This is a genomic window from Pseudomonas prosekii (assembly GCF_900105155.1).
Taxonomy (GTDB): domain Bacteria; phylum Pseudomonadota; class Gammaproteobacteria; order Pseudomonadales; family Pseudomonadaceae; genus Aquipseudomonas; species Aquipseudomonas prosekii.
In genome coordinates, this window is sequence record NZ_LT629762.1 from 3,423,871 (window position 1) to 3,438,384 (window position 14,514).

The 14,514-nt window shown below is 60.4% G+C and carries 11 protein-coding genes; 3 read left to right on the plus strand and 8 right to left on the minus strand.

The window, feature by feature from the left end; translation table 11 throughout:
* Positions 1-297 precede the first annotated feature (297 nt).
* Both BLU01_RS15490 and BLU01_RS15495 read right to left on the minus strand, forming a co-directional pair.
* Complete coding sequence (locus BLU01_RS15490; protein ID WP_092277147.1) at positions 298-1,005, minus strand: 3'-5' exonuclease; 708 nt, start codon at positions 1,003-1,005, stop codon at positions 298-300.
* Entirely contained in the window at positions 1,002-2,936 is a 1,935-nt protein-coding gene (locus BLU01_RS15495; protein ID WP_331716103.1) for a DUF294 nucleotidyltransferase-like domain-containing protein, read from the minus strand. Before BLU01_RS15495 ends, BLU01_RS15490 begins: the two co-directional genes overlap by 4 nt.
* A 283-nt stretch (positions 2,937-3,219) precedes the next feature.
* Here BLU01_RS15495 and BLU01_RS15500 point away from each other — a divergent pair, with 283 nt between their 5' ends.
* Complete coding sequence (locus BLU01_RS15500; protein ID WP_092277150.1) at positions 3,220-3,666, plus strand: response regulator; 447 nt, start codon at positions 3,220-3,222, stop codon at positions 3,664-3,666.
* Positions 3,667-3,857: 191 nt separating this feature from the next.
* On the opposite strand, the gene BLU01_RS15505 is transcribed toward BLU01_RS15500, so the two are convergent.
* Positions 3,858-6,035: a malate synthase G gene (locus tag BLU01_RS15505; protein WP_092277153.1), complete on the minus strand. Its 2,178-nt coding sequence runs from the start codon at positions 6,033-6,035 to the stop codon at positions 3,858-3,860.
* Positions 6,036-6,625: 590 nt separating this feature from the next.
* Here BLU01_RS15505 and BLU01_RS15515 point away from each other — a divergent pair.
* On the plus strand, positions 6,626-7,144 hold the full coding sequence (locus BLU01_RS15515; protein ID WP_028619921.1) for a glycine cleavage system protein R: 519 nt from the start codon (positions 6,626-6,628) through the stop codon (positions 7,142-7,144).
* Positions 7,145-7,373: 229 nt separating this feature from the next.
* On the opposite strand, the gene rarD is transcribed toward BLU01_RS15515, so the two are convergent.
* The 5 genes from rarD to BLU01_RS15540 all read right to left on the minus strand — a co-directional run bounded on the left by rarD (position 7,374) and on the right by BLU01_RS15540 (position 13,288).
* Positions 7,374-8,261, minus strand: a complete 888-nt coding sequence (rarD, locus tag BLU01_RS15520; RefSeq protein WP_092277159.1) for an EamA family transporter RarD — start codon at positions 8,259-8,261, stop codon at positions 7,374-7,376.
* Positions 8,262-8,407: 146 nt separating this feature from the next.
* A complete protein-coding gene (locus tag BLU01_RS15525) occupies positions 8,408-9,382 on the minus strand; it encodes a serine/threonine protein kinase (protein ID WP_092277162.1) in 975 nt (324 codons plus the stop codon).
* Between the two features lie 208 nt (positions 9,383-9,590).
* Entirely contained in the window at positions 9,591-11,492 is a 1,902-nt protein-coding gene (locus BLU01_RS15530) for a PhoX family protein (RefSeq protein WP_092277164.1), read from the minus strand.
* 106 nt (positions 11,493-11,598) lie between these two features.
* Positions 11,599-12,363 (minus strand): TOBE domain-containing protein, encoded by a 765-nt coding sequence (locus BLU01_RS15535; protein WP_092281628.1) that lies wholly within the window; start codon positions 12,361-12,363, stop codon positions 11,599-11,601.
* A gap of 184 nt (positions 12,364-12,547) precedes the next feature.
* Positions 12,548-13,288: a ComF family protein gene (locus BLU01_RS15540; RefSeq protein WP_092277167.1), complete on the minus strand. Its 741-nt coding sequence runs from the start codon at positions 13,286-13,288 to the stop codon at positions 12,548-12,550.
* Between the two features lie 89 nt (positions 13,289-13,377).
* Here BLU01_RS15540 and bioB point away from each other — a divergent pair, with 89 nt between their 5' ends.
* Positions 13,378-14,433 (plus strand): biotin synthase BioB, encoded by a 1,056-nt coding sequence (gene bioB / locus BLU01_RS15545; RefSeq protein ID WP_092277170.1) that lies wholly within the window; start codon positions 13,378-13,380, stop codon positions 14,431-14,433.
* Positions 14,434-14,514 lie beyond the last annotated feature (81 nt).

A 14,514-nucleotide genomic window follows, 5' to 3' on the forward strand; every position in this document is an offset into this window, starting at 1 on the left:
ATTGTTCGCGATTGTGTCAGGAGCGGCAGAGGTAAGCAATTGGCGTTGGTCGGGAGGTTTCGGGGGGTGAAGTGAAACAACATCCTCTGGTGAAGGACGCTTGCCTGTGTTGAGGGGATCGCCTTGTGGCGAGGGGGCTTGCCCCCGTTCGGCTGCGCAGCAGTCGTCAACTCGCACAACGCGGTCTGACTGGAAAATGCTGGGGGCCGCTTCGCGCCCCAACGGGGGCAAGCCCCCTCGCCACAAGGCAAGCGCCCTGGCCACTAAAGCTCTGCTGACGCGACATTGGGGACGGTTCTAAAACGAGGGCGCTCGTTGCCGGCGTTTCCACTGGTTGATCCGCTGCTGCAGTTCCAACGGGCTATCGATCTGCTGCTGGCGCGCGCGGCTGAACAGGATCAACGCCAGTTCCGCCGTGGCCAGCGCATCGGCACTGGCGTTATGGCGCTCGAACACTTCGAGCTTGAACCACTCAATCCACTCATCCAGCCCCGCCTCACGGATATTCGCCTGCGGGCACAGCAGCGGCGCGATATCTGCCACATCCAGAAACACATGCTGCAACTTGTAGCCCAGATGATCTTTCAGCGAGCGCCCAAGCATGTGTTGATCGAACGGCGCATGAAACGCCAGCAGCGGACTGTCGCCAACAAACTCCATGAACTCCAGCAACGCCTGCGCCGGGTCGCTGCCCGCGGCAATCGCGCTGGGCGCCAAGCCATGAATCAACATGCTCGGCGCGCGTTTCAGGTCGGCGCATTGCAGCGTGCGTTCAAATTGCTGGCTGAAATCAATCGCGCCATCCTCGATCACCACTGCGCCGATCGACAACACCCGATCCTTGTTCAGGTTCAGCCCGGTGGTTTCCAGGTCCAGCACCACCCAGCGCTGCTCGCGCAAGCTGCATTGCGCCAGTTCCGCGCCCAGCGGCAAGCGCGTCAGACGTTGTTGCAGCGCCTCGGGCAACAGCGGCGACGCCGGGCGCAACCACGAAAACAGGCTCATAGCTGATACCGCAACGTCAGGCTGCTTTGCAGGCGTTGGGCCTGGCGCAGGGATTCACGCAAGATGCGCCGGTCCAGATGATTGAGGCTGTCGGGATCGACGCGATTGGAATAGGGCAGGTTTTCGCGGGTCTGCAGCTGATGTTGCTGCATGCGCGTTTGCTGGATGAAGTGATACGCCTCTTCGTACGCGGCGCCGTCGAGTCGATCAATCAGCTCTTTTTCGACCAATTGGCGGAAGCGTTCCTGGGTATTGTTGGCCTCGATGCCATTGGCCAACGCGAGCAAGCGCGCGCCATCAACGAACGGCGTCAGGCCTTGGACTTTGAGGTCCAGCGTGGCTTTCTCGCCATTCTTGCGCGCCAGCACGAACTCGCGGAAACGTCCCACGGGCGGCCGATTGCGCAGCGCGTTTTCGGCCATCATGCGCTGGAACAAACGGTTGTCGGCGACTTGCTCGAGAATCCCCCGGCGCAGTTGCTCGCAGCTTTGCTCGTCGCCCCAGACCACGCGCAAGTCGAAATAAATGCTCGAAGCCAACAGGTTCTCCGGCGTCGCCTCGCGAATAAACGCCGCAAAGCGCCGCGCCCATTCGGCCCGCGACAAACACAGCTCGGGGTTGCCGGCCATGATGTTGCCCTTGCACAGGGTAAACCCGCACAGCGCCAGGCTCTGGTTGATGTGCTGCGCGATCGGCAGCAGCTTGCCGCGAATCTCGGCGGCATGCGCGGCGTCGCGTGCTTCGAACAGAATGCCGTTGTCCTGATCGGTGTGCAGCGTCTGCTCGCGCCGGCCTTCGCTGCCGAAACACAGCCAACTGAACGGGATGCCGGGGTCGCCTTTCTCGGCCAGCGTCAGCTCGATCACCCGGCACACGGTGTGGTCGTTGAGCAGGGTGATGATGTGAGTGATCTGCGTCGAGGATGCGCCGTGAGCGAGCATGCGCTCGACCAATTGGCCGATCTCGCCGCGCATCGCCACCAGGTTTTCCACTCTCTGCGCGCTGCGGATAGTCCGCGCCAGGTGCACCAGATCGACCCGTTGCAGGGAAAACAGATCGCGCTCCGAGACCACGCCGCACAAGCGCTGATCCTTGACCAGGCAGACGTGGGCGATGTGCCGTTCGGTCATGGCGATGGCTGCGTCGAACGCGCTGTGATCCGGCGTCAGGAAAAACGGCGCGCGGGTCATGTGCTGGTCGATGGCCTGATTGAAATCATTGGTGCCGCCAGCAACGACTTGGCGCAAATCGCGCAGGGTGAAAATCCCCAGCGGCGCTTTCTGCTCATCGACGATCACAATGCTGCCGACCTGCTGCTCGTGCATCAGCGTCACTGCTTCGCGCAGCGGCGTCTGCGGGCAGCACGTCACCGGGTGGCGCATGGCCAATTCGCCCAGCCGGGTGTTCAGCGAATATTGCGTGCCGAGGGTTTCCACGGCTTTTTGCTGAACTTGCTGATTGACCTGATCCAGCAAACTGCTGACCCCGCGCAGGGCGAAATCGCGGAAGGTGCTGGAGAGCGCGAACAGTTTGATGAACGCCAGTTTGTTCAGTTGCAGGCAAAAGGTGTCTTCGGCCGCCAGGTGCTCGGTGCGGGTCGCCCGTTCGCCCAGCAGCGCGGCGAGCGGAAAGCATTCTCCGGTGGTGATTTCAAACGTGGTTTCGGTGCCGCCCTTGGCCGTGTGCGGGCGTTCGCCAACCACTCGGCCCTGTTTGACGATGTAGAAGTGCGCAACCGGGCCATCGGCAGGCTTGATGATGCTTTCGCCGGGACCATAAAAACGCAGCTGGCATTGCTCCACCAGATAAGCCAGGTGGGCATGTTCCATGTGATTGAAGGGCGGGAAACGCTGGAGGAATTGCAAAGTGCCCTGAATGTTCTGCAATACCGCGGTTTTCCCTGCCTGGGTGAACGCGTCCGCTTTACTCATAACTATTACCGCAGTCTTTTTCGAATTATTGTTGTCGGATCGTTCAGCCATGGTCGGCCCCTGTGCGCAGGGTGCCCATTGGACGTAAGTCTAGGTAAGCGTGCATTTGCTTGAATTCGGAGAAGTCCGGCGCCGGCGTGGGATTTATCTCTTAATCGCCAGTGCGGGATTTATCTCTCAATTGCCCTCTAGGAAAATTATCCGACGAAGTGCACATTGAAGGCCTGCTTAGCGATGTCTGACCACTGTGCTAGGGGATTGAATTGAACACGTAGAGAAAGCCATGTCCGACCACGATATTTTGAGTGACGCCGAGCGCGAGGCGCTCAGTGCGATCATGCTGGAACCCGATCTTCCGCCGCAGCGGGTCTTGATCGTTGATGACGATAAGGACGCCCGGGAGTTGTTGTCGGAGATTCTTGCGCTGGACGGCATTCGTTGCATGACCGCCGCCAGTGGTGAGACAGCGCTCAAAATGCTCGACGAGAAACCTTCGATTGGACTGGTGATTACCGATCTGCGCATGGGCCATGTCGATGGCCTGGAGCTGATCCGCCAAGTCCGCGAGTCAGTCCGCGCAGCGATGCCGATTATCATCGTGTCCGGTGATGCCGACGTCAAAGACGCCATCGCCGCGATGCATTTGAGCGTGGTGGATTTTCTGCTCAAGCCGATCGATACCGGCAAATTGCTCGAATTGGTCAAGCATGAATTGGGGATGGAGCCTTAGCGCAAGCCGTGAGCCCGGCATATTCCCTGTGGGAGCGAGCTTGCTCGCGATGAGGCCATCACTGCCAACATCGAGGTGACTGACACACCGCCATCGCGAGCAAGCTCGCTCCCACAGGGGACCGAGTTTGCAGATAAAAAAAGGCCCTGATCTCGCGATCAGGGCCTTTTTTGTCCGGCATCAGCGCTCAGTTACAGACCATTGGCAGCCTTGAACTCGCGACGACGACGGTGCAGCACCGGCTCGGTATAACCGTTCGGTTGCTTGGTGCCTTCGACCACCAGTTCGACCGCTGCCTGGAAGGCAATGTTGCGGTCGAAATCCGGAGCCAACGGGCGATACAGCGGGTCATTGACGTTCTGACGGTCAACCACCGGCGCCATGCGCTTGAGGCTTTCCATCACTTGTTCTTCGGTGACGATGCCGTGGCGCAGCCAGTTGGCGATGTGCTGGCTGGAAATCCGCAGCGTCGCACGGTCTTCCATCAGGCCGACGTCGTTGATGTCCGGCACTTTCGAGCAACCCACGCCTTGGTCGATCCAGCGCACCACGTAACCGAGAATGCCCTGGGCGTTGTTGTCCAGTTCGTTCTTGATCTGCTCTGGCGTCCAGTTCGGATTGACCGCCAGCGGGATGGTCAGAATGTCGTCCACCGAAGCGCGCGCCCGTTTGGCCAATTCGGCCTGACGGGCAAACACGTCAACCTTGTGATAATGCAGCGCGTGCAGCGCCGCGGCGGTTGGCGATGGCACCCAAGCCGTGTTGGCGCCGGCCATCGGGTGGGCGATTTTCTGTTCGAGCATCGACGCCATCAGGTCGGGCATTGCCCACATGCCTTTACCGATTTGCGCGCGACCTTGCAGGCCAGTGCTCAAGCCGATATCGACGTTCCAGTTTTCATAAGCGCCGATCCACTTCTCAGCTTTCATGTCAGCCTTGCGCACCATCGGGCCGGCTTCCATGGAGGTGTGAATTTCGTCGCCGGTGCGGTCGAGGAAACCGGTGTTGATGAACACCACGCGCTCGCTGGCCGCCTGAATACACGCCTTGAGGTTGACCGTGGTGCGGCGTTCCTCGTCCATGATCCCGACTTTCAGCGTGTTGCGCGGCAGCTCGAGCACATCTTCGATGCGCCCGAACAGCTCGTTGGTGAACGCCGCTTCTTCCGGGCCGTGCATCTTCGGTTTAACGATGTAGACCGAACCGGTGCGGCTGTTCTTGCGCGAGTTGTGGCCATTGAGGCTGTGGATCGCCGCGAGGCAGGTCACCAGACCATCAAGAATGCCTTCCGGCACTTCGTTGCCCTGGCTGTCGAGGATCGCGTCGATGGTCATCAAGTGGCCAACGTTGCGCACGAACAGCAGCGAACGACCGTGCAGGCTCAGTTCCTTGCCATCGACGCCGGTGTAGGTGCGGTCGGCGTTCATGGTGCGGGTAAACGTCTGACCGCCCTTGGAGACTTCTTCCGACAGGTCGCCCTTCATCAGGCCGAGCCAGTTGCGGTAGATCACCACTTTGTCATCGGCGTCGACAGCGGCGACCGAGTCTTCGCAGTCCATGATGGTGGTCAGCGCGGCTTCCATCAGGATGTCTTTGACGCCGGCCGCGTCGGTCTGGCCGACCGGAGTGCTGGCATCGACCTGGATTTCGAAATGCAGGCCGTTGTTCTTCAGCAGGATCGCGGTTGGCGCGGCGGCGTCACCGTGGAAACCGATCAACTGCGCATCGTTGCGCAGGCCACTGTTGCTGCCACCCTTGAGGGCGACCACCAGTTTGCCGTCGACGATTTTGTAAGCGCTGGAATCGACGTGGGAGCCGGCGGCCAATGGCGCCGCTTCGTCGAGGAAGGCGCGGGCGAAGGCAATGACCTTGTCGCCGCGAACCTTGTTGTAGCCTTTGCCTTTTTCCGCGCCGTCAGCTTCGCTGATGGCGTCGGTGCCGTAGAGCGCGTCGTACAACGAGCCCCAGCGAGCGTTCGAGGCATTGAGCGCGAAGCGCGCATTCATCACCGGCACCACCAGTTGCGGGCCGGCCATGCGGGCGATTTCGTCATCGACGTTTTGCGTCGTTGCCTGGAAATCAGCCGCTTCTGGCAGCAGATAACCGATGTCTTGCAAGAAGGCTTTATAGGCCACGGCATCGTGTGCTTGACCGGCACGGGATTGGTGCCAGCTATCGATACGAGCCTGGATATCATCGCGTTTGGCGAGTAGGGCTTTGTTCTTCGGCGCCAGGTCATGGATGACCTTGTCGGCACCGGCCCAGAACTTATCGGCGGTGAGGCCGGTACCGGGAATGGCTTCGTTGTTCACGAAGTCGAACAGGACTTTGGCGACCTGCAGGCCACCGACTTGAACGTGTTCAGTCATTGCTTGCCTCACTCTGCTCAGCTATTTCGCTTTTCAGCTCTTCAATTATGACAATGAAGCCTCTGGCCATTTAAACCACAAACCGGTCTACCAGTACATGCCATTGCGGGCGGCTGGGTTGGGTCCAATCAACGGCTTGGAGGCCTTGCTGACGGGGCTTTGCGGGTTGCGAGTGGGCCTTGGCAGACATCGATCCAACGTTATGTAGTGCGCGCAGCGGCATACTACATGATGAATTGCGCTTGTGAAAATCAGACTAATTACGTCGTTCTGCGACCCCATGACGCATTGCAGTCATGTCGGGGAACGGGATGTTCTCAAAAAACTATTGGATTGTTCCAGTTAAATATAAAAACTTGTACACATAATCTTCGATGCACTGCAATGTGGCCCTGCATTTTTGGGCTGAATGCTGATCTTTTGTGGCGAGGGGGCTTGCCCCCGTTGGGGCGCGGAGCGGCCCCGATGATTTTCAGATCAATCAGATTGGCCGATTCTGCGACTGCTTCGCAGCCGAACGGGGGCAAGCCCCCTCGCCACAAACAACCCGTGCCTATACTTCTTTTTCTATAACAACAGAGGGCTGCGCCATGGACCACCTCGTACTCACTGTATTCGCACCGGACAAAGCAGGGCAGGTCGAGCGCATTGCCCAATGCATCGCCGAGCACGGCGGCAACTGGCTGGAAAGCCGCATGTCGCGGATGGCCGGGCAGTTCGCCGGGATTCTTCGCGTCGGCGTACCGGCAGAGGCCTATGACGAACTGGTCGATGCCCTGCAAGCGCTGTCCACTCACGGCATTCGCGTATTGATCGCCGAAAGCGGCATCGAGCAATCCTGCACCTGGAAGCCGATTGCCATGGAACTGGTCGGCAACGACCGTCCGGGCATCGTCCGCGACATCACTCGGCTGCTGAGCGAGCAAGGGGTGAATCTCGAACGTCTGGTCACCGAAGTGCGCCCGGCGCCGATGAGCAGCGAGCCGTTATTCCACGCCGAAGCAATTCTCGCGGTGCCGCTGACCTTGTCGCTGGACGTGCTGCAATCGCGGCTGGAAACCCTCGCCGATGACTTGATGGTCGAATTGGTCCTGCGCAGCGAGCCATGAGCCGACAGCGCCAGCAGGGTTATCCAAGTTAAACGTGCACCTGCCTGTGGATAACCTGTAGAGATGCGCCGCCAGACCACGGCGGCCGGGCTTCTTCAGGATCTGATCAAAAAACCAGCAGTTTCAACAAGTTGCGCACAAACGGCGGGGATCACGCTGTGGATAACCTTGGGAAGGATTGATGCAGGCCACGAGGGACGTGGCCTGTAGAGGTTTGTACGTTTTCTGATCAGCTGCGCCGACGCAAACTGATCACCGCATCGACGCTGTAAATCGCCAATCCCGCCCAGATAAAGATGAACGCCACCAGCGTGCTGGATGACATGTGTTCGTCAAACAGCAGGACAGCTTGCAGCAGCACCAGGGTCGGCGCCAGGTATTGGAGAAATCCCAGCGTGGTGTAGGGCAAATGCCGCGCGGCAGCGTTGAAACAGACCAGCGGGATCAACGTTACCGGCCCGGCCGCCACCAGCCACCACGCCTCGGAAGTGGTCCAGAACGCCGGTTGTGCGCTGGCCGCCGCCGGGTTGAACAGCAACCACGCAATGGCAATTGGCACCAGCATCCAGGTTTCCACCACCAGCCCCGGCAACGCTTTGACCGGCGCTTGTTTGCGGATCAGCCCGTAGAAACCGAAGGTCAGCGCCAACACCAGCGACACCCACGGCAAACTGCCGACCTGCCACACCTGCTGCGCCACGCCCACCGCCGCCAGACCCACCGCCAGCCACTGCATGCGCCGCAGCCGTTCGCCGAGGATCAACATCCCCAGCAACACGTTGATCAGCGGGTTGATGTAGTAACCGAGGCTGGCTTCAAGCATCCGCCCGTTGTTCACCGACCACACATACGTCAGCCAGTTGGCCGCAATCAGCGTGCCGCTGAGCGCCAGAATCGCCAGGCGTTTGGGGTTGTCGCGCAACTCGCGCCACCAGCCTGGGTGCTTCCACACCAGCAACAGCAAACTGCCGAACAACGCCGACCAGAGCACGCGATGAATGATGATTTCTACAGCCGGCACCGAGGCGATGGCTTTGAAGTAGATGGGGAAAAGTCCCCAGATGATGTAGGCAGTAAGGCCCAGGATGTACCCGCGACGCGGGTTGGCGGCTTGCATGCAGAATCCTTGCTTAGGCAGCTAACAAAGAGGGGATTGTATAGATGTGTTTCGGTTTTTGTAGGAGCGAGGCTTGCCCGCGAAGGGGACCTTGAGGCCGCCAAAAGCTTCGCGGGCAAGCCTCGCTCCTACAGGGGTTGCGGTGTTTAAAAGAGTTTCAGGGGTTCTTCATTGAGCGCAGACAGCTGCTCACGCAATGCCAACACTTGATCGCCCCAATATCGCTCGCTGCCAAACCACGGGAAGCTGTGCGGGAACGCCGGGTCGTCCCAGCGTCGGGCGAGCCAGGCACTGTAGTGCATCAGGCGCAACGCGCGCAGTGGTTCGATCAGCGCCAGTTCGCGCGGGTCGAAGTCGTGAAACTCGTTGTAGCCGTCCATCAATTCCGACAATTGGCCGAGGCATTCCTGGCGATCCCCTGCGAGCATCATCCAGATGTCCTGCACCGCCGGGCCCATGCGGCAGTCGTCGAGGTCGACGATGTGGAACATCTCGTCGCGACACATCATGTTGCCGGGGTGGCAATCGCCGTGCATGCGGATGTTCTGGTGCGGCGTGGCTTTGTAGACTTCTTCGACGCGCTTGAGCAGGTCGCGCGCTACGGACTCGTAGGCCGGCAGCAGGCTTTTGGGGATGAAATTGCCTTCGAGCAAGGTGTTCAGCGAATCCTGGCCGAAGTTTTTCACGCCCAGTGCTTCGCGGTGCTCGAACGGCTTGGTCGCGCCGACCGCGTGCAGGCGCCCGAGCAATTGGCCGAGGCGATACAGCTGATCGAGATTGCCCGGCTCTGGCGCGCGGCCACCACGGCGCGGAAACAGGGTGAAACGAAACCCGGCGTGTTCGTGCAGGCTGACGCCGTTGTGAATCATCGGCGCGACCACCGGCACGTCGCACTCGGCGAGTTCGAAGGTGAATTGGTGTTCTTCGAGGATCGCTTCGTTGGTCCAGCGCTGTGGGCGGTAGAACTTGGCGATCAGCGGCTCGGAGTCTTCGATGCCGACTTGATAGACGCGGTTTTCGTAGCTGTTCAGCGCCAGAATGCGCGCGTCGCTGAGGAAGCCGATGCTTTCGACGGCATCCAGCACGAGATCGGGGGTGAGGGTTGCAAACGGGTGGGCCATGCTGACTCCTGCGCGCAGCAGGCTGCCGCGTCCGGCCAAGCATGGTAGCGCAGACGAGGCTTCTTTAGTGGTTGGGCTTGTGCTGTGTGTCGTTTCAGCTGGCGCCATCGCGAGCAGGCTCACTCCTACAGGGATCTTGGGTGTACACATTATCTGTGTCACCCAGACGATCAACTGTGGGAGTGAGCCTGCTCGCGATGAGGGCCGATCAGGCGCCGACGATCCCGCCATCCTCGCGGGTAATCGCCATCACCGATGACCTTGGCTTGCCGTTCGGCAAATGCTCGGGGAAGGTCGAACCACCGTTTTCCCCCGGATGCTGGATCCCGACAAACAGGGTTTTCTGGTCCGGAGAAAAACTGATCCCGGTCACTTCGCAACCAATCGGCCCGACCATAAACCGCCGAATCTCCCCGGTCGCAGGATCGGCGCAGAGCATCTGGTTATTGCCCATGCCGGCAAAGTCCCCGGCATTGCTCGAATCGCCATCGGTGAGAATCCACAGACGCCCAGCCTTGTCGAAACCCAGACCATCCGGGCTGTTGAACATGTTCTGCGCGGTGATGTTCGACGAGCCGCCCTTCGGCGTGCCGGCATGCACGCCGGGGTTGCCGGCGACCACAAACAAGTCCCAGGCAAAGCTTTTCGAACCGTGATCATCGCGGTCGGTGCGCCAGCGCAGGATCTGCCCGTAAACGTTTTTCTCCCGTGGGTTCGGGCCGCCGACCGGTTGACCGTCTTCGCCGCGCTTGGCGTTGTTGGTCAGCGTGCAATAAACCTGGCCATCCTTGGGGCTGACGACGATCCATTCCGGGCGATCCATGCGCGTCGCATTCACCACACTGGCGGCGAGGCGCGCGTGGATCAGCACTTCGGCCTGATCGGCAAAACCGCTGCTGGCGTCGATGCCATTCTTGCCGTGAGTCAGCTCGATCCACTGGCCCTGGCCCTTCGGATGATCAGCATTGCCATCGCCGGCGTCGAAGCGCGCGACGTACAAAGTGCCGTGATCGAGCAGGTCACGGTTGGCTTTGGCGTTCTTGTGATTGATCTTGTCGCGGCTGACGAATTTGTAGATGAATTCGCCGCGCTCGTCGTCGCCCATGTACACCACGGCGTGGCCGTCGCGGGTTTCTGCCAGTGCCGCGTTTTCATGCTTGAAGCGCCCCAGCGCCGTGCGTTTGACCGGGGTCGATTGCGGGTCGAACGGGTCGATTTCCACCACCCAGCCGTGACGGTTGAGCTCGTTGGGATTCTTCGCCAGGTCGAAACGCGGATCGTGTTGATGCCAGTTGATCTCTTTGCTCGCGGCGACCGCGCCGTAGCGTTTTTGCGCGGCGTCGAAGGTCTGCGCGGCGTCACTGCTGCCGAAACAATCGGTGAAGTTTTCTTCGCAGGTCAGGTACGTGCCCCACGGCGTTTTGCCGTTGGCGCAGTTTTGGAAGGTGCCCAGAACGCGCGTGCCTTGCGGGTCGGCGCTGGTCTTCAGCAAAGCGTGGCCGGCGGCCGGACCGCCAACGCGCAACGGCGAGTTGCCATGAATGCGCCGGTTGTAGCGCGAGCCCTGGACGAACTGCCAATGGCCGTTCTTGCGCCGCACTTCGATCACCGAAACGCCTTCGCAGGCCAGTGCCTTGCGCACTTCTTCGGCCGATTGCGGCATGCCGCCGTGCGGGTAGAGGTAGCGATAGTTGGTGTATTCGTTGTTGATCGCCATCAGCGCCCGGTCTTTCTCGCCGGGAAACTCGAACAGGCTCATGCCGTCGTTGTTGTCGCCGAATTGCACTTCCTGCGCCTGTGCGCTGCCGTTGCCGCTGGGGTCGAACGCCGGACCGTTTTTCTGCAGTGGCTGGCCCCAACTGATCAATACCGAAGAGGTGTAACCCTTGGGCAGCGTGATCGCGTCGCTGGTGGCGGCGGCGATGCTGTCGAACCCCAGCAATTTGCTGGTGCCGGTGCTGACACTGTCGGCCAGCACGCTGCGGCTCAGCAGGTTGCCCCCGAGAAACATCGCCGCGCCGCACAGGGCGCCGGCACTGATGAAGCCACGACGGCTAAGGCCGACCATTTTTTCCAGGTCGGTGGATTGGTGTTCTTTTAATAGGCTCACGTCAGGCTCCCTGCAGGTTTTTGCAGTCACCTTAATCATGGTCGATGAAGCTTTTGTTGCAGTTGTCTTGCCACGATCGGTGTAACAAAGGTTGCGCAGGCGCTGGCTAGAGCGGGGTGCCGAGCAAAACGTTGGACGGGGAAAACTGCACGAGCACCGGTTTTTCGGCGGTCAGGCCTTGGGTTTTCAAGTGCAGAGGCTCAGCGAGGGCGCAGAGCGTCTGGCCGTTGGGCAAACTGATGCGCACTTCGCTGGGGCCGTCTTCGGCGTCGAGGATTTCTTCGATGAGGCCTCGCAGGCAATTGTCGCCGGGTGTTGCGCTGTGCTCGGGCGCCGACAATTCCAGCCAGCCAGCCTTGATCAGCGCGACGACTTCGGTGCCGATTTGCAGCTCCAGGCGCAGGGTGCTGTCGTGGGTGATTTGCGCGTCGATGCTCAAGTCTTCCGCCAGGCGCAACTGAATGCGGTCGTTGCGCCCCTGGGCTTCAATCGCCATGACTGTGCCGTGCAATTGATTGCGCGCGCTGGTGCGCAGCATCAACCGCCCGAGCAAGTCCAGGTCGCTGGCATCTTCTGCCGCTTCCAGCACCTGGGCCTGTAACGCTTGCAGCTTTTGATACAGGCGCAAGACCCTTTCGCCCTCGCTGGTCAACCGCGCACCGCCGCCGCCCTTGCCGCCGACGCTGCGCCCGACCAAGGGCTTTTGCGCGAGGTTGTTGAGCTCGTCGATGGCGTCCCACGCGGCTTTGTAACTCAGCCCCGCGCTCTTCGCAGCGCGGGTGATCGAGCCTTGTTCGGCGATGTGCTGCAGCAACGCGATGCGCTGCGGGCGACGAACGATGTGCTGGGACAACAACGTGGGCAAGGACATGGCGAGGTGCTTTTGGGCGGTCGTGATGGCAGGCAAGTTGGCGGCTTGGAGCGCGGGAGTCAAGTCACCGAGTAATCCCTGTAGGAGTGAGCCTGCTCGCGATGGCGATCTGTCAGTCACCGGTTTTTTGACTGGAAGACCGCCATCGCGAGCAGGCTCACTCCTACAAGGGGTTTTGTGTGGTTTAGATGACATCGCCAGGTTTGGGCGTGCGGGCCAGGCAGTAGACGTCGACCCGTGCGGCGCCGGCGTTGATTAGCAGCTTGGCCAAGGTTTGCACGGTGGCACCGGTGGTCAGCACGTCATCGATCAGTGCCAGATGCCGGCCGGCGACTGATGCATTCGGCGCCAGCGCAAAGGCGTGGCGCAAGTTGCGTTTGCGCGCCTCGGCATTCAGATCCTGCTGCGCGCTGGTGTCCTGAACCCGCAGCAACAACGATTCATCGCAGGCGATCTGCAGCTGTTCACTCAACCAGCGCGCAAGCAGGGCAGCCTGATTAAACCCGCGCCTGCGCAAGCGTTGATTCGCCAGCGGCACCGGCACCAGGGCATCCGGTCGTGGCAGGTCTTCATCGAAGCGATGTTGCAGGTATTGCCCGAGAAGTTCGCCGAGCAGGCGGCCAAACGGCCACTTCGCGCCGTGTTTGAAGCGAGTGATCAGCGTGTCCACCGGAAAGCTGTAACTCCACGGCGCTGCGACCTGTTCAAACGCGGGCGGTTGCCGCAGACATTGCCCGCACGTCAGCCCGGACGTGGGCAGCGGCAGGGCGCAGGTGCGGCATTGCTCGCCGAGCCAGGGCAGCTCGGTTTCGCAGGCTGAACAGATTGCTGAAGCCTCCTCGGCGACTTCCGAACATAACAAACACTGCTGTTTGTTTTTTAACCAGATGTAAACCAGTCCTTTGTATCGTGGTTGACAGCGCATCGCTCTTCCTTAAATATGCCGAACATCCGTGTCGCGCCTGTGGGTATTCCATTCCCCGGCGCCAGCCAAGCATAAACAAGGAAACACCCATGAGCGCCAGCACCTTTGCAAACCTGCGTCATGACTGGTCTTTGGCCGAAGTCAGAGCACTCTTCGTTCAGCCATTCAATGACCTGCTGTTTCAGGCGCAGACGGTGCACCGCGCGCATTTCGACGCCAATCGCGTGCAAGTCTCGACGCTGCTGTCGATCAAAACCGGCGCCTGCCCGGAAGATTGCAAATATTGTCCGCAGTCCGGCCACTACAACACTGGGCTGGAAAAAGAAAAACTGATGGAAGTGCAGAAGGTCCTCGAAGAGGCTGCGCGCGCCAAGGCCATTGGCTCGACGCGTTTCTGCATGGGCGCGGCGTGGAAACACCCGTCGGCCAAAGACATGCCTTACGTGCTGGAAATGGTCAAAGGCGTGAAAGCCATGGGCCTGGAAACCTGCATGACCCTCGGCCGCCTCGACCAGGACCAGACCGAAGCGCTGGCCCAGGCCGGCCTCGATTACTACAACCATAACCTCGACACCTCGCCGGAGTTCTACGGCAGCATCATCACCACGCGCACTTACAGCGAACGCCTGCAAACGCTGGCCTACGTGCGTGAATCAGGGATGAAGATCTGCTCGGGCGGCATCCTCGGCATGGGCGAATCGCTCGACGACCGCGCCAATCTGCTGATCCAGTTGGCCAACCTACCGGAGCACCCGGAATCGGTGCCGATCAACATGCTGGTGAAAGTCGCTGGGACGCCGCTGGAAAACGCCGATGACATCGACCCGTTCGACTTCATCCGCATGCTCGCGGTCGCGCGCATCCTCATGCCGCAATCTCACGTGCGCCTGTCCGCCGGCCGCGAAGCGATGAACGAGCAGATGCAGGCGCTGGCGTTTTTCGCCGGGGCCAACTCGATTTTCTACGGCGACAAACTGCTGACCACCGCCAACCCGCAGGCTGACAAGGACATGCAACTGTTCTCGCGCCTGGGGATTTTGCCGGAAGCCCGCGAAGAACACGCCGATGAAGTGCATCAGGCCGCTATCGAGCAAGCGTTGGTCGAGCAGAAAAGCAGCGAGCAGTTCTATAACGCCGCTGTTTGACCCGACACATTCCTCTGATGGAATACAAATCCCTGTGGGAGCGAGCTTGCTCGCGATGACGGAGTGACATTCAACATTGAT

What these genes read in the sequence shown, in the direction of transcription:
- BLU01_RS15490 (WP_092277147.1), bottom strand. Translation starts at nt 1,005, where the DNA reads ATGAGCCTGTTTTCGTGGTTGCGCCCGGCGTCGCCGCTGTTGCCCGAG.
- BLU01_RS15495 (WP_331716103.1), bottom strand. Translation starts at nt 2,936, where the DNA reads ATGAGTAAAGCGGACGCGTTCACCCAGGCAGGGAAAACCGCGGTATTG.
- BLU01_RS15500 (WP_092277150.1), top strand. Translation starts at nt 3,220, where the DNA reads ATGTCCGACCACGATATTTTGAGTGACGCCGAGCGCGAGGCGCTCAGT.
- BLU01_RS15505 (WP_092277153.1), bottom strand. Translation starts at nt 6,035, where the DNA reads ATGACTGAACACGTTCAAGTCGGTGGCCTGCAGGTCGCCAAAGTCCTG.
- BLU01_RS15515 (WP_028619921.1), top strand. Translation starts at nt 6,626, where the DNA reads ATGGACCACCTCGTACTCACTGTATTCGCACCGGACAAAGCAGGGCAG.
- rarD (WP_092277159.1), bottom strand. Translation starts at nt 8,261, where the DNA reads ATGCAAGCCGCCAACCCGCGTCGCGGGTACATCCTGGGCCTTACTGCC.
- BLU01_RS15525 (WP_092277162.1), bottom strand. Translation starts at nt 9,382, where the DNA reads ATGGCCCACCCGTTTGCAACCCTCACCCCCGATCTCGTGCTGGATGCC.
- BLU01_RS15535 (WP_092281628.1), bottom strand. Translation starts at nt 12,363, where the DNA reads ATGTCCTTGCCCACGTTGTTGTCCCAGCACATCGTTCGTCGCCCGCAG.
- BLU01_RS15540 (WP_092277167.1), bottom strand. Translation starts at nt 13,288, where the DNA reads ATGCGCTGTCAACCACGATACAAAGGACTGGTTTACATCTGGTTAAAA.
- bioB (WP_092277170.1), top strand. Translation starts at nt 13,378, where the DNA reads ATGAGCGCCAGCACCTTTGCAAACCTGCGTCATGACTGGTCTTTGGCC.